This window comes from Flavonifractor sp. An100 (genome assembly GCF_002161175.1).
Classification (GTDB): Bacteria; Bacillota; Clostridia; order Oscillospirales; family Oscillospiraceae; genus Lawsonibacter.
Genome location: NZ_NFMA01000003.1, coordinates 121,093 through 146,468 on the forward strand (window position 1 = coordinate 121,093; position 25,376 = coordinate 146,468).

28 protein-coding genes and 1 tRNA gene are annotated in these 25,376 nt (G+C 55.8%); 6 read left to right on the top strand and 23 right to left on the bottom strand.

Annotation, left to right across the window (positions count from 1 at the left end; all coding sequences use genetic code 11):
- Position 1: 1 nt before the first annotated feature.
- Genes B5E43_RS02955 through B5E43_RS02970 form a run of 4 tightly spaced genes read right to left on the bottom strand, consistent with a single transcriptional unit; the run spans position 2 to position 1,211 of the window.
- Entirely contained in the window at positions 2-325 is a 324-nt protein-coding gene (locus tag B5E43_RS02955) for an urea carboxylase-associated family protein (RefSeq protein WP_143382931.1), read from the bottom strand.
- Complete coding sequence (locus tag B5E43_RS02960; RefSeq protein WP_143382932.1) at positions 306-674, bottom strand: hypothetical protein; 369 nt, start codon at positions 672-674, stop codon at positions 306-308. Before B5E43_RS02960 ends, B5E43_RS02955 begins: the two co-directional genes overlap by 20 nt.
- A complete protein-coding gene (locus B5E43_RS02965; RefSeq protein WP_143382933.1) occupies positions 671-916 on the bottom strand; it encodes a DNA-binding protein in 246 nt (81 codons plus the stop codon). The genes B5E43_RS02960 and B5E43_RS02965 overlap by 4 nt, the downstream gene beginning before the upstream one ends.
- Before the next feature lie 40 nt (positions 917-956).
- Positions 957-1,211 (bottom strand): helix-turn-helix transcriptional regulator, encoded by a 255-nt coding sequence (locus B5E43_RS02970; protein ID WP_158098944.1) that lies wholly within the window; start codon positions 1,209-1,211, stop codon positions 957-959.
- 133 nt (positions 1,212-1,344) lie between these two features.
- Here B5E43_RS02970 and B5E43_RS02975 point away from each other — a divergent pair, with 133 nt between their 5' ends.
- Both B5E43_RS02975 and B5E43_RS15035 read left to right on the top strand, forming a co-directional pair.
- Complete coding sequence (locus tag B5E43_RS02975) at positions 1,345-1,839, top strand: helix-turn-helix transcriptional regulator (protein WP_087393482.1); 495 nt, start codon at positions 1,345-1,347, stop codon at positions 1,837-1,839.
- Between the two features lie 125 nt (positions 1,840-1,964).
- Positions 1,965-3,359 (top strand): tyrosine-type recombinase/integrase, encoded by a 1,395-nt coding sequence (locus B5E43_RS15035; protein ID WP_158098945.1) that lies wholly within the window; start codon positions 1,965-1,967, stop codon positions 3,357-3,359.
- A gap of 272 nt (positions 3,360-3,631) precedes the next feature.
- Here B5E43_RS15035 and B5E43_RS02990 read toward each other — a convergent pair.
- The 7 genes from B5E43_RS02990 to B5E43_RS03020 all read right to left on the bottom strand — a co-directional run bounded on the left by B5E43_RS02990 (position 3,632) and on the right by B5E43_RS03020 (position 8,858).
- Positions 3,632-3,718, bottom strand: a tRNA-Leu gene (locus B5E43_RS02990).
- Positions 3,719-3,801: 83 nt separating this feature from the next.
- Positions 3,802-4,197 carry a DUF3783 domain-containing protein gene (locus B5E43_RS02995; protein ID WP_087393484.1) on the bottom strand — a complete coding sequence of 132 codons (396 nt, stop codon included), beginning with the start codon at positions 4,195-4,197 and terminating at the stop codon, positions 3,802-3,804.
- 64 nt (positions 4,198-4,261) lie between these two features.
- Positions 4,262-5,545 carry an O-acetylhomoserine aminocarboxypropyltransferase/cysteine synthase family protein gene (locus tag B5E43_RS03000; protein WP_087393486.1) on the bottom strand — a complete coding sequence of 428 codons (1,284 nt, stop codon included), beginning with the start codon at positions 5,543-5,545 and terminating at the stop codon, positions 4,262-4,264.
- Positions 5,546-5,645: 100 nt separating this feature from the next.
- Positions 5,646-6,170 (bottom strand): GerMN domain-containing protein, encoded by a 525-nt coding sequence (locus B5E43_RS03005; protein WP_087393488.1) that lies wholly within the window; start codon positions 6,168-6,170, stop codon positions 5,646-5,648.
- Positions 6,167-7,660, bottom strand: coding sequence for a HAMP domain-containing sensor histidine kinase (locus B5E43_RS03010; protein WP_087393490.1), 1,494 nt, complete (start codon positions 7,658-7,660; stop codon positions 6,167-6,169). Before B5E43_RS03010 ends, B5E43_RS03005 begins: the two co-directional genes overlap by 4 nt.
- A 33-nt stretch (positions 7,661-7,693) precedes the next feature.
- A complete protein-coding gene (locus B5E43_RS03015; RefSeq protein WP_087393492.1) occupies positions 7,694-8,404 on the bottom strand; it encodes a response regulator transcription factor in 711 nt (236 codons plus the stop codon).
- A gap of 13 nt (positions 8,405-8,417) precedes the next feature.
- Positions 8,418-8,858, bottom strand: a complete 441-nt coding sequence (locus B5E43_RS03020; RefSeq protein WP_087393494.1) for a ComEA family DNA-binding protein — start codon at positions 8,856-8,858, stop codon at positions 8,418-8,420.
- A 114-nt stretch (positions 8,859-8,972) separates the two neighbouring features.
- Here B5E43_RS03020 and B5E43_RS03025 point away from each other — a divergent pair, with 114 nt between their 5' ends.
- Positions 8,973-10,331: a D-alanyl-D-alanine carboxypeptidase family protein gene (locus tag B5E43_RS03025; protein ID WP_087393496.1), complete on the top strand. Its 1,359-nt coding sequence runs from the start codon at positions 8,973-8,975 to the stop codon at positions 10,329-10,331.
- 66 nt (positions 10,332-10,397) lie between these two features.
- Here B5E43_RS03025 and B5E43_RS03030 read toward each other — a convergent pair whose 3' ends face one another.
- From B5E43_RS03030 to B5E43_RS03055, 6 genes are all read right to left on the bottom strand, one after another.
- Positions 10,398-10,649 carry a TIGR03905 family TSCPD domain-containing protein gene (locus tag B5E43_RS03030; protein ID WP_343214260.1) on the bottom strand — a complete coding sequence of 84 codons (252 nt, stop codon included), beginning with the start codon at positions 10,647-10,649 and terminating at the stop codon, positions 10,398-10,400.
- A 56-nt stretch (positions 10,650-10,705) separates the two neighbouring features.
- Positions 10,706-11,458, bottom strand: coding sequence for a sporulation transcription factor Spo0A (spo0A, locus tag B5E43_RS03035; protein WP_087393638.1), 753 nt, complete (start codon positions 11,456-11,458; stop codon positions 10,706-10,708).
- Between the two features lie 263 nt (positions 11,459-11,721).
- Positions 11,722-12,834, bottom strand: coding sequence for a SpoIVB peptidase (gene spoIVB, locus B5E43_RS03040; RefSeq protein WP_242964684.1), 1,113 nt, complete (start codon positions 12,832-12,834; stop codon positions 11,722-11,724).
- Positions 12,835-13,036: 202 nt separating this feature from the next.
- The gene (locus B5E43_RS03045) at positions 13,037-13,384 is read right to left on the bottom strand and encodes an arsenate reductase family protein (RefSeq protein WP_087393500.1); all 348 of its coding nucleotides are present in this window, start codon (positions 13,382-13,384) and stop codon (positions 13,037-13,039) included.
- A gap of 176 nt (positions 13,385-13,560) precedes the next feature.
- Complete coding sequence (locus B5E43_RS03050) at positions 13,561-13,950, bottom strand: serine proteinase (protein ID WP_087393502.1); 390 nt, start codon at positions 13,948-13,950, stop codon at positions 13,561-13,563.
- A 163-nt stretch (positions 13,951-14,113) separates the two neighbouring features.
- The gene (locus tag B5E43_RS03055; RefSeq protein ID WP_343214261.1) at positions 14,114-15,478 is read right to left on the bottom strand and encodes a uracil-xanthine permease family protein; all 1,365 of its coding nucleotides are present in this window, start codon (positions 15,476-15,478) and stop codon (positions 14,114-14,116) included.
- Positions 15,479-15,887: 409 nt separating this feature from the next.
- On the opposite strand from B5E43_RS03055, the gene B5E43_RS03060 reads away from it, so the two are divergent.
- The 3 genes from B5E43_RS03060 to B5E43_RS03070 all read left to right on the top strand — a co-directional run bounded on the left by B5E43_RS03060 (position 15,888) and on the right by B5E43_RS03070 (position 18,313).
- Positions 15,888-17,147 carry a diaminopimelate decarboxylase gene (locus tag B5E43_RS03060; protein ID WP_087393506.1) on the top strand — a complete coding sequence of 420 codons (1,260 nt, stop codon included), beginning with the start codon at positions 15,888-15,890 and terminating at the stop codon, positions 17,145-17,147.
- A 121-nt stretch (positions 17,148-17,268) separates the two neighbouring features.
- Complete coding sequence (locus B5E43_RS03065; protein ID WP_087393508.1) at positions 17,269-17,637, top strand: CidA/LrgA family protein; 369 nt, start codon at positions 17,269-17,271, stop codon at positions 17,635-17,637.
- Complete coding sequence (locus B5E43_RS03070; protein ID WP_087393510.1) at positions 17,630-18,313, top strand: LrgB family protein; 684 nt, start codon at positions 17,630-17,632, stop codon at positions 18,311-18,313. The genes B5E43_RS03065 and B5E43_RS03070 overlap by 8 nt, the downstream gene beginning before the upstream one ends.
- A gap of 126 nt (positions 18,314-18,439) precedes the next feature.
- On the opposite strand, the gene ftsZ is transcribed toward B5E43_RS03070, so the two are convergent.
- The 6 genes from ftsZ to mraY form a co-directional block, all read right to left on the bottom strand.
- The gene (ftsZ, locus tag B5E43_RS03075; protein WP_087393512.1) at positions 18,440-19,555 is read right to left on the bottom strand and encodes a cell division protein FtsZ; all 1,116 of its coding nucleotides are present in this window, start codon (positions 19,553-19,555) and stop codon (positions 18,440-18,442) included.
- Positions 19,556-19,713: 158 nt separating this feature from the next.
- Positions 19,714-20,583 carry an FtsQ-type POTRA domain-containing protein gene (locus B5E43_RS03080; protein ID WP_087393514.1) on the bottom strand — a complete coding sequence of 290 codons (870 nt, stop codon included), beginning with the start codon at positions 20,581-20,583 and terminating at the stop codon, positions 19,714-19,716.
- 33 nt (positions 20,584-20,616) lie between these two features.
- The gene (murA, locus tag B5E43_RS03085) at positions 20,617-21,873 is read right to left on the bottom strand and encodes a UDP-N-acetylglucosamine 1-carboxyvinyltransferase (RefSeq protein WP_087393516.1); all 1,257 of its coding nucleotides are present in this window, start codon (positions 21,871-21,873) and stop codon (positions 20,617-20,619) included.
- 80 nt (positions 21,874-21,953) lie between these two features.
- A complete protein-coding gene (locus B5E43_RS03090; protein WP_087393518.1) occupies positions 21,954-23,072 on the bottom strand; it encodes a UDP-N-acetylglucosamine--N-acetylmuramyl-(pentapeptide) pyrophosphoryl-undecaprenol N-acetylglucosamine transferase in 1,119 nt (372 codons plus the stop codon).
- Between the two features lie 17 nt (positions 23,073-23,089).
- The gene (ftsW, locus tag B5E43_RS03095) at positions 23,090-24,313 is read right to left on the bottom strand and encodes a putative lipid II flippase FtsW (protein WP_242964685.1); all 1,224 of its coding nucleotides are present in this window, start codon (positions 24,311-24,313) and stop codon (positions 23,090-23,092) included.
- Between the two features lie 31 nt (positions 24,314-24,344).
- Positions 24,345-25,331 carry a phospho-N-acetylmuramoyl-pentapeptide-transferase gene (gene mraY / locus B5E43_RS03100; protein ID WP_087393520.1) on the bottom strand — a complete coding sequence of 329 codons (987 nt, stop codon included), beginning with the start codon at positions 25,329-25,331 and terminating at the stop codon, positions 24,345-24,347.
- Between the last annotated feature and the right edge of the window lie 45 nt (positions 25,332-25,376).

Here is a 25,376-nt window from a genome sequence, read left to right on the forward strand (position 1 = left end):
CTCATTTCACCCGTGATACCGGGTTGCCTATGTCGTTCGGGTCCCATGCCTCCAGTGGAGCGGGGCCGATACACTCCAGCATGAGCTTGGCTCCCATGCGGAAGCCGCTGATAAACCCCTGCCGCTCATACTCGCTCTCTACGGTTACCAGTGCTTCATCCAGGGTGTCGGGCATGTCCTTAGGGGTAAGGCCCACCTTCGCCAGCTCCGCATAGAAGTTATCTGTGCTGTTCTTGGCGCTTTTCAGGTTCAGGGCGTCTGCATCCAGTGTGCCGGTTTGTCCGTTGGAGGCCAGCAAAAGGGCCTCAATCATTCTGAAATTCAAGTTGACAATCTCCCCCTGCCCCGGTAAAATAGGGGCGTGAAATATAGGCTTTGCCGCTTTGTTTCACTCGCCGTTGGGGTGTTGCTACCACCTCAGCGGCTTTCTTTTTGCCCTGTACAAGCCTCTGCTTGTCCCTGCGGAGCGGGACAAGTTGTCCCAGCTGCTTGTCCTTCCGGGCCTCTGTCTGCTCCCAGGCTCTGGAGTGAGCCAGATGGATCAGCAAGGCCGACACGGCCACGCCGCCCACCAGAACGGCCATACCGCCCTGGGCCTCTGCCAGACCATCAGCACAGGCCCCAAGGCCCAGGATCAGGCAGAAGGCAGCGCCCTCCAATGTGGATGACCTCACGCCCTCACCCGCTCCCCGGTGTAATTCTTGTAGCGGATGGGCTGAGCCGTTCCCTGGTTTGCCAGGTAGTCAAAGACCAAATCCACATTGACCAGCTTTTGAACCCCCGCCTGGACAACGGGAATTTCTCCGCTGCGGATCAGCCCTCGGATAAAGTTCAGCGTGATCCTGGTGTCCGGATCCTGAGCCTTTAACTCGGCCATGACCCCCTCCGCGTTTCTCATCCTGGGTAATGCTGCCATGGTGATACCTCCTTTGTTTGGTGTCCAAGTTGGACACATTTTATTGGGCTTGTCCATTGGTTTCTCCCGCTTCGCCGGGTACTTTGATGGTAAACAGATCATCAAAAGCCATTCCAAGGGCCTTGCTGATACCCACGGCAGTTTTTGGAGTAACCCCACGCCCCAGCTCTGCCCGAATGACAGATGAGTGAGGAACACCCGCCTTGCGGGCCACATCAGTTTTGTTAAGCCCTAAAAGAATCCGTGTTCTGGCAATCAGCTCCCCATTAGGGATAATTTCCGTCCGTGTCTGCATATTATCGCCTCCTTTTCTTAAAAATATCATGTATAATTTTATTTGTCAAGTATTCTTTATATTTTTAGTCATAGTTATTTTTGTTGACTTTCGTTGACTTACAATGTAGAATGTTCACAAAGGGGGTCGTGATATGGATAATTTTTCTGAATATTTAGAGTCTTCTTTTTCAAAACGGCTTAAATTATTGCGACAAAAAACAGGAATGACACAGCGACAAGCAGCTGAAAAAATAGGCGTAACCGCTGCCTCTCTTTCTGCTTATGAAAATGAAATTCAAAAACCATCCATTGAAGTTGTAATTAACACTGCTCTTGCCTTTAATGTTTCATTTGGATGGCTCTGCGGCTTTTATGATGATGATGATAGCAATATCCCTATTTTGCGAATGCGGACAGCATTAAATATTTTTCTCTCTATGGTTTCTGTTGGTGCAATATCTATTTCTTCATGCAACGAGGACACAACCACACTTACTGTCACTGGAAAAGCCAAAGAATATTGTGATGCAGTCAAACGCATTTCAGAATGGGACACAAAAAACCCATATTGGAATCCGATTCTAGGGACTATTACTGATGACTACGCAAAAAAACTTGTAGCTGAATATATATCTCAGGCCAAATAATAAAACCCGCCCCGGCGCTGCTAACACCGGGACGGGCAAGACGCAACAGACCCCACAGACAAATATAGGCCCTGTATGCCCTTTTATTGTACCACACGGGGCCTGGAAATGGAAGGAGAAAAACCATGCCCACCATCACCAAACGGGGCGACACCTACCGTATTCGGGCATACTGCGGCTACGATGCCCACGGGAAGCAGGTCACCCGCTCCACCACCTGGAAGCCCGCTCCGGGCATGACCCCCAAGCAGATTGAAAAGGAGCTTCAGCGTCAGGCGGTGCTGTTCCAGGAGAAGTGCTCCGGCCAGGGCTGGGGCGGCTCCATCAAGTTTGAGACATTCTGTAAGCAGTGGTTTGAGGAATACGCAGCGCCAAACCTCCGCCTGCGCAGCGTGGCCCGTCTCCACCAGCTGGAGGAGCGCACCTATGCCGCCCTGGGCCATATCCGCCTGGACAAGCTGACTCCCCGGCACATTCAAGCCTTTATCAACGACCTGGGCAAACCTGGGATCAGCCAGCGGGAGAGCCGTTCCCGCTCCAAGATTGACCTTGCGGCCTACCTGGAGGAGCGGGACATATTGCAGAAAGACCTTGCCGCTATGGCCTCTCTCAGCCGCTCCACGGTGTCCAGCGCCTGCCGGGGGGAGTATGTCTCCCTCCAGACCGCAAAGCAGCTGGCAAAGGCTCTGGGCCAGGACTACGCCGCCCTCTTTGATACCACGGCGGCAAAGGTGTCCCTGTCCCCCAAGACGATCCGAAATTACCATGGTTTTGTGTCCTCTGTGCTGAGCTACGCCGTGCGCATGGGCATGATCCAGCACAACCCCGCTCAGAATGTGACCTTGCCCCACCCTGAGCACAAGGAAAAGGAGTGCTACTCCCTGGAGGAGGCCCAGGCTTTTCTGGACAGCCTGGAGAGCGCCCCCATCAAATACCGCACCTTCTTTGTCCTGGCGATCTATGGAGGCTTCCGGCGCGGGGAGCTGCTGGGCCTGGAATGGCCCGATCTGGATTTTGAAACCTGTGTGATCCGGATTCGCCGCACCAGCCAATACCTGACGAGCAAAGGGACATTCACCGACACCACCAAGACGGTACAGAGCCAGCGGGCCTTAAAGCTGCCCGCCGTGGTCTTTGATGTGCTGCGGCAGTACCGGGCCGCTCAGGCCCAGGAGCGGCTTTCCCTGGGGGATCAGTGGCACGACACCCAGCGTCTTTTTGTAAACGCCTTTGGAGAGCCTATGCACCCCAACACCCCTTATCACTGGCTCAAGGTTTTCTGTGAGCAGACGGGGCAGCGCTTCCTGGGGATTCACCAATTCCGGCACCTGAACGCCTCGCTGCTGATCAACAGCGGCGCAGATATCCGCACCGTGTCCGCCTCCCTGGGACATTCCCAGGTAACCACCACCCTCAATATCTACGCCCACACCTTTGCAGAGGCCCAGGCCCGGGCGGGTGAGGCCGTGGCTGCCGCCCTGGATTTTGGAGGCAGGCGGAAATCCCAGGGCAGTGCATGAGGAAACCATCTATCATAAACACCAGGAGCGGGAGCAGCTGCCACGAAGATCAAGGCCACTGTCCCGCTCCTTCCTTGTGTCCCAGTTGGACACATTGCCTCCCTTCAGGAGCAAAAAATAAGAGCGCCCACCCCGGGAGCTCCATGGAAATTTGCCACGAATTTTGCCATTTTAACGACCATCACGACCAAGTAACGACCAAATCGCCGCAACGACCACAAAAGCAAAACCCCGGAACCCTGTCATTTCAAGGGTTTCCGGGGTTTTTAAGCTGGTGCGGCTGACGGGAGTCGAACCCGTACGCCCATACGGACACAAGCACCTCAAGCTTGCCAGTCTACCAATTCCAGCACAGCCGCAAAGCGCGGTTTTTTCAAACCGCTAGATTATTATACTGTCCCGAAGCCAATTTGTCAACGGGATTTTTCCAGATTCGTCCGGATCAGTCGTCCTTTTTCTCCTGCTGCTCCCAAATCGCCGCTTGCTCCTTGAGCAGTTCCTCCCGCAGCTGCAGGGTATCCCACTCCCGATTGGTCTCAGTGAGCACAGCCTTCAACGGAATAGGGGGAAGTTTGGCCAAACGGATTACCTCCAGGACCTGGTGAAGGAGGGCCTGATTCAAGCCACAGAACACCAGCATGGCCTCCGGAATGGCCTCCGGGACCGACTCCGGAGCCGGGGCGTCCTCCCCTTTTCCTTGAGCCAGCTTCTCCAGGGATACATGATACTGCTCCGGGCTTACCGGACGCATTCTCATCCGCAGCATAGCAAAAATCTGACGCAGCTTGGAAAACTCCGGACCGGAGCAATTGTACATCAAAATGATCCCTGATCTCATTGGTTGACATCCTTTCCTTATGGGGCGGGCCCCTTGCCCGCCCCACTTTTATTCCTTTTCTGCGTTAAATCTGGTCCAGAGCCTGACCGATATCCGCGATCAGGTCGGCAGCATCCTCGATGCCGCAGGACATACGCACCAGGTCTGCGGTGATTCCCGCCGCAACCAGCTCCTCGTCATTCATCTGACGGTGGGTGGCGGAAGCGGGATGGAGGCAGCAGGTCCGGGCATCGGCCACGTGGGTCTCAATGGCGGCCAGCTTTAGGTGCTTCATGAAGGCTTCTGCCGCCTTCCGGCCTCCCTTGACGCCAAAGGACACCACTCCGCAGGTACCGTTCGGCATATATTTTTGGGCCAACTCGTAGTATTTATCCCCCTCCAGGCCGGGATAGGTGACAAAGCTGACCTTGGGGTGATTTTTCAAGAATTTAGCCACAGCCAAACCATTTTCGCAGTGGCGGGCCATACGGACATGGAGGCTCTCCAGGCCCAGATTCAACAAAAATGCGTTCTGGGGAGACTGGATGGAACCGAAATCACGCATGAGCTGCGCAGTGCACTTGGTAATAAAAGCTCCGCCCTGACCGAATTTTTCCGCATAGGTAATGCCATGGTAGCTATCGTCCGGCGTGCACAGTCCAGGGAACTTGTCCGCATGGGCCATCCAGTCAAACTTTCCGCTGTCTACAATACAACCGCCCACACCGGCTCCGTGGCCGTCCATATACTTGGTGGTGGAGTGGGTGACAATGTCGCAGCCCCACTCAAAGGGCCGGCAATTGATGGGGGTGGCAAAGGTATTGTCTACAATCAGAGGCACTCCATGGTCATGGGCTGCTTTGGCAAAGCGTTCAATATCCAAAACCGTAAGGGCGGGATTGGCGATGGTCTCCCCAAAGACCGCCTTGGTGTTGGGGCGGAACGCCGCCTCAAGTTCCTCATCCGAGCAGTCAGGCTCCACAAAAGTAAAATCAATGCCCATCTTCCGCATGGTGACGTGGAACAGGTTATAGGTACCTCCATAGATGGTAGAAGATGCCACCACGTGGTCCCCACAGTTGGCAATGTTGAAGATGGCATAGAAATTGGCCGCCTGGCCGGAGGAAGTGAGCATCGCTGCGGTACCGCCCTCTAACTCGCAGATCTTGGCCGCTACCATATCATTGGTGGGGTTCTGAAGACGAGTATAGAAATATCCGCTGGCCTCCAGGTCAAAAAGCTTGCCCATATCTTCACTGGTGGCATATTTAAACGTGGTGGACTGGATGATGGGAATTTGTCTGGGCTCCCCATTTCCGGGGGTGTAGCCGCCCTGGACGCACTTGGTATTGATGGAATAATCACTCATCGAAAACGCACCCTTCTTTCTCTTGCTGTTTGGTCAAACGGGAAATCCCCGTAGTCAGCACAAAATATGTTATTTAAGATACCGTTTACCGTCCCATTTGTCAAGTGGATGGCGCTCCAGGAAGGACGGGCTCTGTGAGAACGGCTTCCTCCGGACGGAGAAGCTGATGACTGCGATAGTTGGCCATATATCCTTCCGATATAATCTCCACCGACTCTACTCCCTCCAGCTGTGACAGGGTAAGTACAATGCAGTAGTCGGCCAGGGTAAGGGATACATCCGTCAAGCCCCCATATTGCTCTGACAGACCAATCCGTAGATTTCCCGGCTCCTCCTCATCCCAATCCCACCACTGGAAGGTCAGTCCTTTGGGAAAAGGGGACATCAGTCCCTCTGTACTGGGACCGTTCAACAGCGCCTGGACCAATTCGCCTGGTGTAGGTTCCGCTGTCTCCTTTTTTGCCCCGCTTCCCCCATAGGGTTCACTGGCCAATGCCGGACCATGACTGACGTTGGAATCCGTCATAAAATAAAGCTGATAGCCCTCCTGCTTTTCCGGACGGCTACAACTACTCCCCACCAGCAGCCAGGCGGCCAGAACTAAAAGCATGATTTTCCCTCTCATATGCTTTCCTCCTGATCCTGAGGCTGCTCCCGGGGGAAGCCCACGGTAAAGATGCTCCCCTCCGGATTGCGGCGGCGGGCAGTCACCCACCCGTCGTAACGACGGACCGTGTCCCGCACAATGGACAGTCCCAGTCCCGTGCCGCCTGCGGCTCTGGACCGCGCCTTATCCACCCGGTAAAAACGGTTAAATACCTTGGGCAGGTCTTCTTCCGGAATGCCCACCCCGGTGTCAGACACCTCTAGCAGCACCTGATCCCCGTCTTTTTGGACGGAAACATACACATAGCCGCCGGAGAAATTATATTTAACTGCATTTTCAATGAGATTGAAGGCAACCTGGTAGAGATCATCCTCGGTACACCGGATGATACATCCGCTTTTCCATTCCGTCTGGATGGTAACTCCGGCCGCATCCGCCACCGGCTGCAGCATGGTCACCGCCCGCTGGGTCACCTCGGCCACATCCACCGGAACTGTCTTTCCTGCCGGCAGACTGTCCAACCGGGTCAGTGCCAGCAAGTGTTCTGTGATACGGGTCAGTCGCTCCGCCTCTGTGCCGATGTCAGAGACAAAATCCCGCACCGTCTCCTGATCCATCTGCTGATTTTGCAAAATGGAGTCCGCCAGCAGCCGAATGGAGGCCAGGGGCGTTTTCAATTCATGGCTGGCATCGGAGACAAACCGACGGCGCACCTCCTCGGTGGTCTGTAATCGGTCTGTGAGCTGGTTAAACTCCTCCGCCAGCTGAGCCAGTTCATCCCGTCCTGCCGGCTGGAGCCGGTGCCCATACTCCCCTTCCCCCACGATCCGAATGGCGCTGAGCAGGGCTGCCATCCGGGCCGTCAGCATTTTGGAAAAGATCCCGCTCATCACAAGGATAACCACTGCAATGACCAGAGAAATGGTACGCAAATTTTGCTGTAGGCTCTGTAGTAAAGCGCCCTGAGCCTCATCCACCTCCAGGGCATACACCGCCCCAATAATCATACCCCGGTAGACAATGGGACAGGCCGCGGTGGAGACAAACACCTGATTGACATAGTGGGAATATGCCACGTCATTTCCTCTCAGAGCTAAAACGATCTCCTGGTACAGAGCATACCGATACTTCTGTTCCTCCGTCTTCTCCTCTGGAGGGGTTTTCCCCTCCCAGTCATCGGTCAAACTGTCGTACAGCACCAGACCGGCCGGATCGGTGACCAGGATATGCTTTAGGCCCATGTCATCCAGCATGTTCATGACCCGCACCACCTGATCTTCTGTCAGCGACTCCAACTCCATCAGCGTGGAGGCAATCACTGCGGTCTGGCTTTTCAGGCTGTCCCTCTTGGAGGCAAACAGCAGATCCTGGGAGGCCAAGACGGGGTACGTATTTAACAGCACCAGCACTACGGCAAAGATCACCAGATAGCTCATGGCGTACTTTGCCTGGAGGGAGTCAAAAAAGGGCACTTTTTTCCTCTGTTTCTTCTCATCACTCTGGCCCATCTGTCTCCCTCCTTTCGTCCAGTCCGGCTGCCCTTATTTCTCCCGCTCCTCGCCGTGGCTGGAGAGGTAGTAACCTACCCCCCACTTGGTCCGGATGTACTCGGGGTTTGCCGGGTCCAGCTCCAGCTTTTCCCGCAAACGACGGACATGGACGTCCACCGTACGGTAATCGCCGATATACTCGTAGCCCCACACCACATTCAGCAGGTTTTCCCGGCTGTATACCCGACCGGGATTGCGCATCAGCAGCTCCATCAGATCAAATTCCTTGGCGGTCAGCTCCACGATCTTGCCGTCCTTCCAGGCCGAGCGCTCCCCGGTATCCAAACGGATATGTCCCAGAACCAGCTCACTGTCTGACCTCTTTTTCTCCTTTTCCGCCGCTCCAGCCCGTCTTAACAGGGCCCGAACCCGGGCCTTCAGTTCTAAAATATTAAAGGGCTTCGTAATATAATCATCGGCTCCACATTCAAAGCCCATGATCTTATCCGAGTCCTCCCCCTTGGCCGTGAGCATGATCACCGGCACGTTGGAAAACTCCCGGATACGCATGCAGGCTTGCAGGCCGTCTACCTTGGGCATCATCAGGTCCAGTATAATCAGATCAAAGCCGCCTTCCCGAGCCATCTCCACCGCCTGTTCCCCGTCATAGCCGGTCTCCACCTGATAGCCCTCGTGCTCCAAATTAAATTTAATTCCCTTGACCAGCACCTGCTCGTCATCTACAACCAGTATTTTTGCCATACGAAATTACTCCTTACTTCTGCTCTGGCTCCTGGATCTCCACCGTCACATAGTCCCGCAGTCCCGAAAGAATCCCAGCTCCAATGCCGCTCACATTGTCCAGCTCCTCAACGCTCTCAAAAGGCCCATGCTCCTCCCGATAGGCTACAATATCCTGGGCCCGCTTCTCCCCGATTCCGGGCAGGCGTTCCAAATCAAGGGCACTTGCCGTATTGATATTGATTTTCTCCCCTTCCAGCAAGCTCTGAGGCTTCTCCTGCTTATCGTCTGAGGACACATCTTCTCCGGGGACACGTTCCGCCATGGACGTAGAGGCCGTGGAAACCGATGCGGTAACCGTTACTGTATAGGGTTCTGTTTGTCTCTGCGTTGCGAAAAACCACCCGCCGGTAAACAGCACAAAGGCAGCTGTGAGTCCCAGAGCCACCTTTTCATACCGGGATATTCCAGCCATCTTGCTCCCTCCGCTCTTGCAGACTGCCCCGTCCTTTGATATAATATGTAGTAATCCTGTTTATTTTTTCAATCATTCCACCAGATAGTATATCATACATACGAGGATTTTCCTATGAAAAAATATCGTCTTTTCTCTCTCCTCCTTCTCATCCCTCTCCTGGTCTCCTCCTTTGCGCTGCCGGCTGCCGCGCTGGAGGACCCGGATTTAAAATGTACCCACGCCATTCTTTATGACGCCAATTATGGGGAGACCCTCTACGATAAGGATGCCAACGAAAAGGCCTATCCTGCCAGCATCACCAAAGTAATGACCGCTCTTTTGGTCCTGGAGGCCATGGATGCCGGGCAGTTCTCCCTCAGCACCCCCGTCACCGCCGGGGACACCGCTCTACAGGGGCTGACCGGAGACTACTCCACCGCCAACATAAAGGTGGGGGAAACGTTAACGGTGGAGCAGCTGCTGTACTGCCTCCTGCTCCCCTCCGCCAACGAGGCGGCCAACATTCTGGCTGTGGCCGTGGACGGCTCCATTGAGGACTTTGTCTCCCACATGAACCGCCGGGCGGGGGAACTGGGCTGCCAGGGCACCCACTTTACCAACCCCCATGGACTGCACAACGATGAGCATTACTCCACTGCCTATGATATCGCGCTCTACATGAACGCGGCACTACAGTATGACACCTTCCGTACCATCATCGGCACCCCCAGCTACCGGGTGCCCGCTACCAACCTGTCTGAGGAGCGGCTGTTTTACAACTCCAACGCCCTCATTTCCAACTGGAATTACTACGGCTACGTCTACGACAAGTGTATTGGGGGCAAGACCGGTTCCACCGACGAGGCAGGCCGCTGTCTGGTTGCCGCGGCCGAGGACGGCGACACTCTTCTGATCTCCGTGGTCTTGGGCTCCGGCGTTATCTCGGTGGACGGAGTGGATAAGCAGGGACAATTTTACGAGAGTTCCCGGCTGCTCAAGTGGGGGTTTTCCAATTTTGAGCGGGTCACCATTACCAAAGACAACGAACCGGTGGATAAAGTTGCTGTGACCCTCTCCCGGCAGGCAGATGAGGTAAATGTCAAGCCCCAGGGCTCTATCACCCGCACCCTGCCTAAGGACATGGATTTGGATCTCATTGAAACAGAGATCAATCTCACTTCCACTGTGGTAGAGGCCCCTGTGGAGGAGGGACAGCTGCTGGGCACCATGAAACTCACCTACGAGGGCGAGGTTTTGGGCGTGCTGGACCTGGTGGCCGTCAACTCGGTGGAGCGATCGGAACTGCTCTATAAGAAGGCCCAGTTCATTTCCTTCTTCCAGCACTCCGGTGTTAAGTTGGCCTTGGCCCTGGTTTTCCTGGTGGTGGCCGTAATTCTGCTGAAGGTACTTGTCCTCCGGAAACGCCGCCGCTATTACAGCGGAGCGGGCAGCGCCCGGCGCCGGGGCAATTACCGGGGGACCCGGCGGTAAGACAGATTGTTCTACGAAATAAAAACAGGCGCGGTGATTGTCTTCACCGCGCCTGTTTTTATTTTCTTATTGGGAGAGCGCCTGCTTGAGTGCCTGGGCAATCTGGTCAGGGCAGGAGGTAGACTTGAAGCCACACCGAATCCCTTCCAGCCGTTCCACGGCATCCTCCACCTTCATTCCCCTCAGCAGAGAGGACAGGCCCTTTAAATTTCCTTCGCAGCCGCCCACTACCGTTACCGATTGGATGATCCCGTCCTCCACCTGGATGGTAAAGCGCTGGGAACAAACCCCTCGGGGCTTATAGGTTATTGTCAACATGATTCCCACCTTTCCCCCTGATTGTAGCATTCTCTCCGGGAAAAGGCAAGAGACCGTCAGGCCCGGCGAATTTCCAGCTGCAGGCGGTCCGCAATCATGGCGATAAACTCAGAGTTGGTGGGCTTACCCTTGGCGTTGCTGACCGTATAGCCAAAATACTTCTGCAGCGTCTCCAAATCCCCGCGATCCCAGGCCACCTCAATGGCGTGGCGGATAGCCCGCTCTACACGGCTGGCTGTGGTGTTAAACCGTTTGGCCACTTCGGGATACAGCACCTTCGTCACCGCATTGATGACATCCATGTCCGCCACCGCGATCAAAATGGCCTCCCGCAAATACTGATAGCCTTTAATATGGGCCGGCACTCCCACTTCATGGATAATTGCAGTGACCTGAGTCTCCAGATCTACATTCTTTTCCTCCCTTCCCTGGCTGCTACGTTCCCCCGCGGTCACCTGCCGAATCCGCTCACAGATTGCCTCCGCCCGGCAGGGCTTGGTGATGTAGTAGTCCGCCCCTCGCTCGGCCGCTACCTGAACAATATTGCCCCGAATATAACTGGACATCACCACAACTTTGGGCCTGTGTTCCAATTTTATCAGCTCGTCCAGTACCTCCAGTCCATCCATACCGGTCAGTACAATTTCCATGACCACCGCGTCCGGCCGCAGCTCTTTGGCCATTTGAACCAGCTGAGCGCCATCCCCCGTTTGACCAACCACCTGGATGTCTGTCTCCTTCTCCAGGCATGTGGCTAGCCAAGACCGGGCTTCCTCCCCCACATCGGCAAGCAAGACTCGTTTTACCATCTCCACTGCAATTCCTCCCAACTTACAACACAACAATTATCATCTGTTCCCCTTCCGGGATATTCCTCGATCAACCACCTATAATGTATCATAATCAGACATTCCGCGCAAGATAAAATTACCATTTTTTCCCAAAAATTACCTCCTAACTTTTCGACATTTTACGACGTTTTTCGCCCTTTTTATTCACTTTTTTCTCTTTTTCCAAAAAGGGCGGGGACTTTCGCCCCCGCCCTGATTCCCTTCGGCCTGCCAGTTATATCTTAATTACTTCCAGCTGCCTTACACATGGTTTCCGCTAAGATCCCGTAGCCACGGGTTGGATCATTCACCAGTACATGAGTCACCGCGCCCACCAATCGGCCATCCTGTAAAATGGGCGACCCACTCATCCCCTGGACAATTCCTCCGGTGGCCTCCAACAGTTCCGGATCGGTCACCTGAAGCATGAGACTGCGTGTACCATCGGCATCCGAGGAGATGTGGGTAATATTCACATCAAATTCCTCCACCTGGTTCCCTCGGACGTTGGACAAAATGGTGGCAGCACCTGTGTGGATATCCTTTCGAGACGCCACTTCCACCGGCTGTTGTTCCACTAACGGCTCAGGCACTGCCAAGTTTCCAAAGATTCCCCGATCCGTATTGGCATATAAGGTGCCCAGGTCTTGACTGAGATCAAACTGGCCGTGGAGCTCTCCGGGTTCCCCGCTCAGTCCCCGTTTGACATCCGATACGGAGGCCCCCATGATGCTGCCCGACTCCAAGGGCATGAGCATGGCGGTATCCACATCGTTGATTCCATGGCCTAAGGCCGCAAACACGCCGCTGCTGGGATCATAGAAGGTCATTGTCCCAATGCCGGCCATAGAATCCCGCAGCCAGACACCCAGCTGATAGACTCCCTGGCTGTTCTCCACCGCCGCTGCGGTCAGCTGCACCTGCTTTTGTCCCCGCATCGCCTGAATGGTAATGGGTTCTCCCTCCTGCTGGGCCACCACATTTTGTACCTGTTCAATGGTGTCCACCTCATCTCCATTCAGGTGGGTTATGACGTCACCCGCCTTCAGTCCGCTGTCACGCCCTGGGTAGCAGGCCCCTTTTTCCGTTTCCACTGGAGAAAGGCCCACCACCAGTACGCCATCGGAAAAGAGTTTGATGCCTACTGCCCGTCCCACCGGGATCACACGGCTGCCTACCTGCGTGGTTGTGCTCACCTGACTGGCCGTTCTGGGCAGCTCCAGCTCCACGGGCGCCGCCGCCTGTACCCAGCGTCCCTGGTCTCCCGCCAGGCAAACCGCCAGCACCAGGCACAGCAGCGCCATGGCTGCCGCTCCAAAGCCAGGGCCACCTTTTTGTTTTGGCTCCTGTTCCACTCTTCCACCCCCCGTTTCATAACAAAAGGCGAACGGCACGTTTGCCGTCCGCCCTTCCATTATGGCCGGGGATACGCCCCTTCAACCGTGGGGAGCCCTTCCAGTCTTTCCAGTTCTACTGCCACTTCTCCTTACTCCGCAGGCAATGGAAGAAATCTCGTTCCCCTTTTATCCAGGGTTGGGATTCTTTTCGTGCTCCGTCTTACAGATGCTCGCTCCACTCATTCTCCCGGAAGCCTACCAGCACAAAATCATCCCCCACTAAAATGGGCCGTTTGACCAGCATGCCGTCGCTGGCCAAAAGCTCCAGCTGCTCTTCCTCGCTCATCTGGGGCAGCTTATCCTTCAGACCCATGGATTTATAGAGCTGTCCGGAGGTGTTAAAAAATTTTTTTAACGGCAGACCGCTCTCCTTTTGCCAGATCCGCAGTTCCTCCACCGTGGGGCGCATTTCCTTGATATGACGGTCCTCGTAGGAAGAGGAACGTTCATCCAGGAATTTTTTTGCCCGCTGGCAGGTACTGCATTTGGGGTATTCTACAAACAGCATACAAACACCGCTCCTTTTTTTCTTTGCCCCATCCTACCATGTTTTTCCGTGCAATGCAATCCATTTGCATTCGTCCGGTACTTTTCTCCTCCCAGTGTCTCCAACACGGAAAACTCTATACAAAAACCGCCTGCTTTTTTCAAAGCAGGCGGTCTTTTTCAACATTTAAATGGAGATCACACTTGGTTGTCCGGTTCTTTTTCTTCCGCGCTTTCCTCGGGTACGTCTTCCACAACCGCTTCTTCTACCACATAAATATCGCTGTCCTCCGGCTCCTCTGCACCGTCCCCGGCAGCCTTGAGCTCAGCAATGCGGTCATTATTGGCTTCAATGGCCGCTCTGGCCGCTGTAATTTTTTCGCAGGCAGCAGCATAGGCGCCATCAGGAGCCATACCCTTTTCTGCATAATACAGCTTCCCGATCTCTACATACGCCTTCTTGATGCTGTCCTCCTCGGCCATATTGGAGGTCTTCAGCTTGGCGATCTCAGCCAGGCGCTTGGACTGGGCCACACCAGCCTGGGCAAGATCAGTGGCCTTCTCTTTAAAATTATCAAAAAATCCCATGTTGTTACCTCCTGAGTCCATACGGTTTCCCGTTTGATAGCTTCATTCTATCCTATTTCTCAGGTCCACGCAAGGTGATTGCAGGCGATTTAATCAATTTTTCATCTTCCGGCAAAAGCAAAGGGCGGCAGGCCTGTCGCCCGCCGCCCCTGGCAGAAAATTCTTACTGATGGATGCCCCGGTTCTGATCGCCCTCGGGATTGACGCCGAACTCGTAGTCGTTGCCGGGCAGGATGGCATTGAGAATGATACCCGCCAGAGCGGCAATGGCCAGACCGGTCAGGGTAACGGAGGTCCCGGCCACCACAAAGGTCAGGCCGGAAGAGAAGCCCAGTCCACACACCAGGATGACAGCCGCAATGATCAGGTTGCGGGACTTGGTCAAATCCACGTTATTCTCCACGATGTTCCGCACGCCGATGGCCGAAATCATACCGTAGAGAATGAAGGACACTCCGCCCACGATGGCAGAGGGCATGGAGCCGATGATATCGGCCATCTTCGGAATGAAGGAAAGGATGATGGCATAGACAGCCGCCAACCGAATGACCCGGGGATCATGGACCTTGGACAGCACCAACACGCCCGTATTCTCGCCATAAGTGGTGTTAGCGGGGCCGCCAAACATGCCGGCCAGAGCGGTGGCAATACCATCGCCCACCAAAGTGCGGTGCAGCCCGGGCTTCTGGATGAAGTTTTCTCCCACCGTGGCGGAGATGGCGGACATGTCGCCGATATGCTCCATCATGGTGGCCAGAGCAATGGGGGCCATGACCAAAATGGCGGTCAGATCAAATTTCGCGATCTGGAACGGAGGCAGTCCCAGGATACTGGCCTGGGCCACAGCGGTGAAGTCCATCAGCGGCTTCACTCCGCCCGCACCGTCGGAAATGGTGACACCGCAGGCGTTCATGATGAGGGCAGCGATGTAGGAGATGATCACACCCATCAGGATGGGGATGATCTTAAACATTCCCTTGCCCCAGATGTTGAAGATAATGATGGTAGCCAGGGCGATCAGGGCCAGAGGCCAGCAGGTGGAGGCGTTGCTCACGGCAGAGGGAGCCAAAGTCAGGCCAATGCACACGATGATGGGGCCGGTAACCACCGGGGGCAGGAAGCGCATGACCTTCTTCACGCCCACCACACGGATGATGAGCGCCAGAACCAGATACAACAGGCCGGCCACCACGATGCCGCCGCAGGTGTAGGCCAGCTTGTCCTGGGGGGACATGGCGGCATAAATCCCGGTATTCAGATTTGCCATGGTGTTAAAGCCGCCCAGGAAGGCAAAGGAGGAGCCCAGGAAGGCGGGCACTTTAAACTTTGTGCACACATGGAAAAACAGAGTGCCGATACCGGCAAAAAACAGGGTGGTCTGGATGTCCAGAGGCAGGCCGTACTGCTGCACCAGAATGGGCACCAAAATGGTGGCCCCAAACATGGCGAACATGTGCTGCAGACCCAGGATCAGCATCTTGGGCGTGCCCAGCTGGCGGGCATCCCGAATCGGTTGATTTGGATTCATCTTCATTTCTCCCTTCTCACATTCACACGCACAAAAAAAGACAATCACTTACTCTGTGATTGTCTCATGCCTCCGAAAAAGAAGACGCCGCCCCTACCATCAGCCTATCCTGGTAATTTTTGACGGCCATGGCAGTTCTCCCCTTTCATGTTTCGACTCATCATAGCAGAATCTTCCCCTATACGCAAGAGGAAATAAAAATTTTGTTGTTTTTTGCAAAAAAGGCGAAAGATTTTTTCCCAAAACAGGCCTCCTTGTGGGTTCCGCTCATTGACTTTTCTCTCCGATATGGATAAACTATATCTGATTTTCTTCTGTGAGCATAGCACCGGCCCTCCGAGCAGGAAGGCTGTTTGATTGCAGACCCGTTTTACTTCCACTTATAAAAAGAAAAGGAGCGACCCCTCACATGAAACAGCCTTTTGTCTCCCTGGAACAGCTCCAGGAAATCGTCCGGCAACACCCCACTCCCTTCCACCTCTATGATGAGAAGGGCATTCGGGAAAATGCCCGTGCCTTGTACAAGGCCTTCTCCTGGAATCCCGGCTTCCGGGAGTATTTTGCCGTGAAAGCTACCCCCAACCCCCAGATTCTGAAAATTCTAAAGGAAGAGGGCTGTGGGACGGATTGCTCCTCCCTCACCGAGCTGATGATGGCTCAGCGCTGCGGCTTCCATGGAGAGGAGATCATGTTCTCCTCCAATGATACTCCCGCTGAGGAGTTCCATCTGGCCCAGGAGCTGGGAGCTACCATCAACCTGGATGATATCACCCATGTGGACTTTTTGAAGAATACTCTCGGTTATATTCCAAAACGTATCTCCTGCCGGTATAATCCCGGCGGCACCTTTACTCTGGGTGCCTCCGAGGAGGGCTTCCAGGTCATGGACAACCCCGGCGACGCCAAATACGGCATGACCCGCCCCCAGATGACCGAGGCCTTCCGCCGCTTGAAGGAGCTGGGTGCGGAGGAGTTCGGCATCCACGCCTTCCTGGCCTCCAACACCATCTCCAACGACTATTATCCCGCACTGGCCGCCATCCTCTTCCGCATGGCCGTAGAGCTGAAGGAGGAGACCGGCTGCCACATCACCTTCATTAACCTTTCCGGTGGTATCGGCGTGCCCTACCGCCCCGACCAGCCCGCCAACGACATCGCCATCATCGGCGAAGGGGTACGGAAGGCCTATGAGGAAATTCTTGTCCCTGCCGGTATGGGTGACGTGGCCATTTACACTGAGCTGGGCCGGTTTATGCTGGCTCCCTACGGCTGCCTGGTGACCCGTGTGCTCCACGAAAAGCACATTTACAAGGACTATATCGGAGTGGATGCCTGCGCTGCCAACCTGATGCGTCCGGCCATGTACGGCTCCTACCACCACATCACTGTGATGGGCAAGGAAAACCAGCCCTGCGACCACAAATACGACGTCACTGGCTCTCTGTGTGAGAACAACGACAAATTTGCCATTGACCGTATGCTGCCCAAAATCGACATCGGCGATCTGCTGGTGATCCACGATACCGGCGCTCACGGCCACGCTATGGGCTACCAGTATAACGGCCGCCTGCGCTCTGCTGAGGTGCTGCTCCAGCCCGACGGCTCCACCCGCCTCATTCGCCGGGCTGAGACCCCTGAGGACTACTTTGCCACCGCGATCTGGGACTGAAGCCTCCACTGGGAATCCTGATTTCTGCCACAAGCCGCCGCGAAACCGCGGCGGCTTGTTTTCCGGTTGGAAGGCGGTTTTGCTATGTCAACCCTGATACTCTCCTGCGAGGTGACTTCCTATGAACATTATGGCTGAGATCGCCATTATATTTGGGATATGCCTGATCTCCGAAGGCATTGCCGCCCTTTTGCCCATTGCCCTGCCTGCCAGCGTCATCAGTCTGCTCCTGCTGCTGGCTCTGCTTTTGTCCGGTTTGATTAAGGAACGTCACATCAGCCGGGTCTGTACCTTCCTAGTGGGAAACATGGCCTTTTTCTTTGTGGCTCCCTGTGTCAGCCTCATCGAGCACCTCCCTACCCTGGCTGCTTGTCTGGTCCCATTTCTCCTCATTGCCATTTGTACCACTCCCCTGGTCTACGCCATAACTGCTTGGACAGTCCGTTTTCTCATGGCGGTCAGTCAAAAAAAGGAGGCCAACCATGATTGAAGCCCTGCTCTCCACCCCATTTTTGGGTTTGACCCTTACCTGCGCCGCCTGGTGCATCGGGATCTGGATTCAGAAAAAAACCGGACATGTCCTGTGCAACCCCCTTGTCATTGCCACCGCCCTCATCATTCTCTTTCTCTCCGCCTTTCAGATCCCCTACGAGCGCTATGCCCAGGGGGGCGATCTGATCGCCATGATGCTCGGCCCCGTCACTGCCGTGCTGGCGCTGAACATTTACAACCAGCGAAAGCTGCTGGGAAAGTATTTTCTCCCCGTATTTCTGGGGTGCTTTGTGGGGAGCGTCGTGAGTCTTGCTTCCGTTTTATTTTTGTGTCATCTTCTTCAGGTTGAAAGCTCCATCACCGCTGCCCTGCTCCCCAAAAGCGTAACCGCAGCCATTGCTCTGGCCATATCAGAGAGCCGGGGCGGCATCCCCGGCATCACTGCCGCTGCCGTTCTCATTGCCGGGGCTATGGGCGCCATGTTCGCCCCCATGTTTTCCAAGCTGTTCCGCATTACTGATCCCATTGCAGAGGGTGTAGCCATTGGAGCGGCCAGCCATGCCCTGGGCACCGCCAAGGCCATGGAACTTGGTCCTCTGCAGGGAGCTATGAGCTCCATTTCCCTGTGTCTGTGCGGAATTATGACCTCTATCCTGGTTCTTTTTCTTCCCTAACCAGTTTTCCCCTAAACTGACCAGGCCTGCAGCCAAAATAATCTGGCTGCAGGCCCTTCTTTTCCGAAGAAAAAGGCAGGAGCAGAAAACATCTGCTCCTGCCTCATTATGTTCCAATCTCTCGGCTTATTTCCGGCTGCTGAAAATTTTAGTGAGAATATCCCAGTCGTCATCGCTTACAGCTGGCGGCTGCTCCTCCTTGGCCTTCTCCTCCGCCTTGGGAGCCTCCTCCTTAGCCTGCTCTGCCTTAGGGGCCTCCTTGTTCGCCGGGGCGGAAGCAGACGCCTTCTCATCAAAGCCCGTGGCGATGACGGTAACCCGAATCTCGTCCTCCAGAGTTTCATCAAAGGCGGCACCGAAGATGATATTGGCGTCGGGATGCGCGGCCTCCTGAACCAGATTGGCGGCGGTCTCCACCTCTTCCAGGCCAATGTCCATGGAGCCGGTGACGTTGATCAACACGCCCTTGGCGCCGTTGATGGAGGTCTCCAGCAGGGGGCTGGAAATGGCCATCCGTGCGGCCTCTTCCGCCTTGTTCTTTCCGGCGGCCCGGCCCACACCCATATGGGCCCGGCCGGCATCCTTCATGACTGCGGACACGTCGGCGAAGTCCAGGTTAATAAAGCCGGTATTCTTGATCAGATCGGAAATGGACTGCACTGCCTGCTGCAACACATCATCGGCAATTTCAAAGGCGTTGACCATGGTAATCTTCTGGTCGGTGGCCAGCTTCAGCCGCTCATTGGGGATAATGACCAGAGAATCCACCTTGTTGCGCAGCTCGGCAATGCCTCCCTCGGCCTGTTTCATACGGCGCATGCCCTCAAAGCGGAAGGGCTTGGTTACCACACCCACGGTGAGCACACCCAGCTCCTTGGCGATATCCGCCACAATGGGGGCCGCGCCGGTGCCGGTACCACCGCCCATGCCGGCAGTGATAAAGACCATATCCGCATCCTCCAGGGCTTTGGAGATCTGGCTGCGGTTCTCCTCTGCCGACTTCCGGCCCACTTCAGGGTCCGATCCGGCACCCTGACCGTTGGTCAGCTTCTCTCCAATCTGGATCTTAAAGGTGGCACTGGAAACTGCCAGAGCCTGTTTATCTGTATTAACGGCGATGAAATCCACACCCTTGGTCCCCGTTTTCACCATGCGGTTGACCACGTTGTTACCACCGCCGCCTACACCAATCACCTTAATATTTACTACGCTGTCAGGACCCATATCCAATCCGAAGGCCATTGTCGTTCCTCCTATGTAAATGTCGAGGACCCCCGAAAAAACAAGAGATTGTGGGGAGGTCCCCCCAGTAAAGCCAATATTTTGTTATATTGTATCGCTCTTTTTCCGGCAGGTCAAGAGAAATTCATGCATCCCCCTAAACTTTCCAGGATTTGCCCTTATTCGGGAATAAAGATGGCTGTGGTATCCTCCTGGGTCAGGTCAAAAGTCCCCTGGATAGTTTCTCCCAGCTTCTTTTCCACTTCAACCACCGATTGCTCAAGCGCAGATAATTTATAATGAAAATCCGCGTTCAGAGGCAGCTTTACCTGAAATCGCTCCTGATACCCCATGACGATCTGTGTACTCCCCAGTTCAATAGAGGACACCTCATCCATCATCTCCAGCTGTTGCAGGTTGGACAGCAGGGACAGCAGTGCCTCCCGCTGGGGCTGCTCCGCCTGAGGCAGGGAGAGCTGCATCCCCGCACGGGGCATAATAGGCGTGATCCCTGTAACCGAAATGGCGGTATTTCCCTCCGGAGCGGGCTCCAGAAGCTTTCCCCCCACACTGATCAGCCAGGCCTCCTGGGCCACCTCTATTGAGGGGGTTCCTTCCTCCGAAGTATCTTCGCTTCCTTCTGCACCCTCCTGGTCCTCCTCTGCCAGCTGAGCCTGGGCCTGGAGGGGATCCGGGGCTTCAATCCGGGCCACAGCCTCCCACTCCGTAATGGAGATCAGGATGGTGCTGGGCAGGCCGCGCCGGATGGATACCTCCCCAATATAGGGCAGCTTCTCCCGGATGTCCTGGGCCACCTGGAACTTATTCATACGGTAGAGGTTATCTCCTATTTGGATGCCAGAGGCCTCGATCACCTGCTCCTGGGTGTAGCGGCTGTTTCCGCTGACCACAATAGTCTCCACCTGAAAAAACACCGTGGCGCCCATGGTAAGCGCTACCACCACCGCAATGGCGCACAGAATCTTAAACAGCGGCCCCAACCGGCCTCTGCCTCTTCTGCGTCTGCGTTTGTTCCTTGCTGCTGCCATAGTATTCTCCTAGGTATTTGATGCATTGAGAATTTATGATATATGCTCGATGTGGGCCCCCAACTGCCGCAGACAGCGGTCCAGCCCGTCATATCCCCGGTGGATGTGCTTCAGTCCGCACACCTGGGTGGTCCCTTCCGCCCCCAGGGCGGCTACCACCAAGGCAGCTCCTCCCCGCAAGTCGGTGCTGTGGACGCAGGCCCCGTGCAGGCCCCCCACGCCGGACACCACCGCTACCCGGCCGGCCACCTGGATGCTGGCGCCCATTCGGCGCAGCTCATCCACATGACGATACCGGTTATCAAAGATGTTCTCCACAAACATCGTGGCTCCCTCGCCCCCCGCCAAAGCTGCCATGAGAATGGCCTGGGCATCGGTGGGAAAACCAGGATATGGTGCGGTGCGAACCGGGGAAATCCCCTGCAAAGGCCCATGGCATGCCAAAGCCACTCCTCCCTGCCGGGTATGTATTTCACAGCCCGCCTCCTCCAGGCAGGCCAACACTGCCGATAAATGATTTGGGTCTATGCCCGTCAGCTCTACCTCTCCTCCAGCCGCTGCCGCGGCACACAGATAGGTCGCCGCCGCGATGCGGTCTCCCATGATGGTATACCGGGCCGGATAGAGGGGCCGTCCGCCCCGAATCACGATAGCAGTACTCCCGGCTCCCGACACATCTGCCCCCATCGCCCGGAGGAAATTTTGCAGGTCCACGATCTCCGGCTCCCGGGCCGCCCCCACAATGGTGGTGGTCCCTGGGCACCCGCAGGCCGCCAGCATGGCGTTCTCTGTGGCTCCCACGCTGGGCATGGATAGGCACAGCTCCCGCCCCCGCAACCGGCGTCCACCCCGGCAGCACAGGCACCCCTGGTCCTCCCGAATCTCCGCCCCCAGGGCCCGAAGGGCACCCAGGTGAAGATCAATGGGCCGGGGGCCCAGTTCACAGCCTCCCGGGTAGGACATCTCTGCCGTCCCCAGCCGGGCCAGCAGCGCGCCCAGGAAAATGACCGAAGAGCGCATCTCCCGCATCAGCCGGTCAGGAATTTCGCCCCGGCACAGACCGTTGGCATCTACCGTCACCGTGTCTCCGTCCCGGTCCACGCGGCACCCCAACAGGGACAGAATATCCAATGTGGCAGCCACATCACTCAAATCCGGACAGTTATGAATCACACTCCGTCCAGGCGCCAGCAGACAGGCGGCTAAAATGGGCAGCACGCTGTTTTTGGCCCCTTGGACTGCCAGGCAGCCCTCCAGAGGGTGCCCACCCTCAATTTGATAACAGTTCATGGGATAGCCTCCAATATCTCATTTCATTCAGGCTATCCTATGCAGACCTCATCAAACTGGTTTCAACCGCCTCAGCAATATTATTTCATAATTTCCCGCAGAGTCTCATAAATCTTTTCCCCTGCGTCCGGCACCGCCATGGAGGTCAGCGCCCGAACCATGGACTCCCGCCGGTCGCGCTCCCGCAGCAGCAGACTGGCCGTCTCATACAGGGAGTCCTCCACACAGTCCGCTTCCCGCAGCAGCACCGCCGCTCCCTGGTCGGCCAGGACCCGTGCATTTTTCTCCTGGTGGTTGGCGGTGACATTGGGGGAGGGAACCAGTACCGAGGGCTTGGCAATGGCCGTCAGCTCGGAGATGGTGGAGGCTCCTGCCCGGCACAGTACCAGATCGGCCGCCGCCATCACCAGGGGCATATCATAGATATACTCCCGGACCTCCACTCCGTTATCGCCCAGCTTCAGGCCCCGCCGCAGCAGCTCCTCCTTCATCCAGGCGTAATCCCGGCCCGCCCCGTGAATGTGGCGGTAGGGCGATCCCTCATAGCACTCCTTGGCGATGAAATCCACCATCTTCTGGTTCATCACCTCAGCCCCCAAGGAGCCCCAGTAGGACAACAACAGCGGCCGGTCATCGTCAAAGCCCAGCTTTGCCCGGGCCTCCTGGCGGGTGTAGCGGAAGAAATCTCCCCGCACCGGAGTACCGGTCACTACCACCTTGGAGGGGTCATCGTAGTGGGAACGGCTCTCTTCAAACCCCACCATCACCCGGTCCACCACCTTGGACAGCGCCTTTGTGGTCAGGCCGGGAACTGCGTTGGACTCATGGACTGCCGTGGGAATGCCCCGATGGGCCGCCTCGTTCACCACCGGATAGGATGCATATCCTCCCGTCCCCACCACCAGATCGGGCTTAAACTCATCCAGGATGGCCCGGGCCTGCTTCTTGGACCGCTGCATATTCACCAACGTCCCCAGGTTATGGGCGATGTCCGCCGGGGCAAAGGAGCGGTGGAAGTTGGTGATGGTCACCGAACGGATCTGGTAGCCCTCCTTGGGCACCAGTTTATTCTCCATTCCCCCGTCCGCGCCCACGAACAAAACTCGACAGCCGGGATTCTTCTCCTGGAAAATATGGGCCAGCGCCACCGCAGGATTGACATGGCCGGCGGTGCCGCCGCAGGTAAACAGGACGTTCATCAAATCACCTCATGGCGTTAATCTTTCTTCGGTGCGGGTATCTGCCTGGATATACTCAAAATAATCCCCATTTCCGCCATATGGATCACCAAGGCGGTGCCGCCGTAGCTGAAAAACGGCAGGGAAATACCGGTGTTGGGAATCAGGTTGGTGACCACTCCGATATTCAAAAATACCTGGGCGGCCAGCAAGGTTATGATGCCCACAATGGTCAGGGTTCCAAACTTATCTCTGGCATGAAGGGCCAGCCAGTAGCCCCGAAGGATGAGGAGGGCAAACAGGATGAGCACAATGGCTCCCCCGATAAACCCCAGTTCCTCCACAACAATGGGAAACACGAAGTCGTTTTCCGGCTCCGGGATGTACAAAAATTTCTGCCGGCTCTTTCCTAGTCCCAGCCCCAGCAATCCTCCCGACCCGATGGCCAGCAGGGACTGGATGGTCTGGTACCCCAAGCCTCTGGGATCCTCCCAGGGGTTCAGCCAGAGCTTAATGCGGTTGGTCATGTAGTCGGTGGCCGCGATGATCAGGGTCAGACCCAGCACCGCCAAACCGCCCGTGCCGATAAACCACCACAAATTGATTCCGGCGGCAAACAGCACCGCTGCCGCACCCACCATGATCAGAATGGTACCGGACATATGGGGCTCCAGAACCACCAGCAGCAGCACCGTTCCCAACACAGCACCATAGGGCACCAGCTCCAGAAAGCCGATATGCTCCAGGCGGTTCAGGGTACGTCCGGTGAGTGTACGGTTGGTAAACTTTCTCTTTTTTTCCGTCTCCCGCTTGGATAGTCGGGCGGCGAAGAAAATAATGACGGTGATCTTTGCAATCTCCGAGGGCTGATAGGTGGGGCCGGCAAATACAAGCATTTTCAGCCACCGCTGGGCCCCGTTGATGGTGACGCCCAAAGGTGTCAGCACCAGAACCAGGAGAAAGATGGAGCCCGCCAGCATGGGAATAGACAGGATGCGGAAGGTCTGGTAATTGATTTTGGAGATCAGATACATGATCACCAGGCCCACACCGGCAAACATGGCCTGGCGGCGAATGTAGTAAAGGGGATTATTTTGCACACTGGCACTGGAATCGTAGTAGGCGGAGGCGTAGGAGGCGGAAAAGACCATGATCAGCCCGATGCCCACCAGCATGAGGGTCAGCATCAGGAAGGGCAGATCCATGGGGCCCCGGGCCAGCTGTTCCTCCATCGTGAGGTCGCGTTTTGGTTTTCTGGCCATGGATCTACCTCCTTGCCGGTTTCCAAACTCATTACATGGGGTAGCGGTTCATCACCCCAATAAACGCAAGAACACACAGGACCAACGTAGCGCCGGAGAACACGCAGAACAGCTTGGTCTCGCTCCAGCCACCCAGCTCCAGATGGTGATGGAGGGGGGCCATACGGAAAAAGCGCTTGCCGTGGGTCTTCTTAAAGTAGGCCACCTGGATGATGTCGGAGAGCACCTCCACCACATACACCAGGCCCACAATGGGGATGACCAGGGGAATATCCAGCGCAAAGGCCAGACCGCACACCATTCCTCCCAGGAACAGGGAGCCTGTATCCCCCATGAACACCTTGGCGGGATGGAAGTTATAAATGAGGAAGGCAGACAAACCGCCCGCCAAAGCGGCGGCTACCACAGCCACATCTGTTTTCCCATACCAGGCGGCCACCGCCACATAGAACAGGGACACGGGGATGGTAACCCCGGTGGCCAGGCCGTCAATGCCATCGGTGAGGTTGACGGCATTGACGGTGCCCACCATAACAAATGCCGCAAACACCATGTACACCACCCAAGGCAGGATCAGTGTACCGTTAAAGAACGGAATGTACAGATTGGAGGTCAAATAACCCTCATAGCGCAGCAGGGCGGTAAAGGCGATGGCCGCCGCCAGCTGCAGCAAAAACTTCTGGGGAGCGGTCAGCCCCTCGTTGGCATGGTGACGCAGCTTTTGAAAGTCATCAATAAACCCGATGATGCCAAACACCAGAGCAAACAGGAACACATAGATATGGTTCCAGTTCCCCCAGGACAGCTCCTGCCAGCCAGCCGCCACAATGGCCACGGCTACGGCCAAAATGAACATCAGGCCCCCCATGGTGGGCGTGCCCTGCTTGGACATGTGCCAGGTCGGTCCGTCCTCCCGGATGGACTGCCCTGCCTTCAGCCGGCGGAGCACAGGGATCAGAATCTGTCCGGCAATGGCCGCGACACCAAAGGCCACAATAAAGCTGAGGATGTATGTCATATCGGAAACCTCCAGGTTTTCTTTCTCTTGGGTAAGGAACAGGTT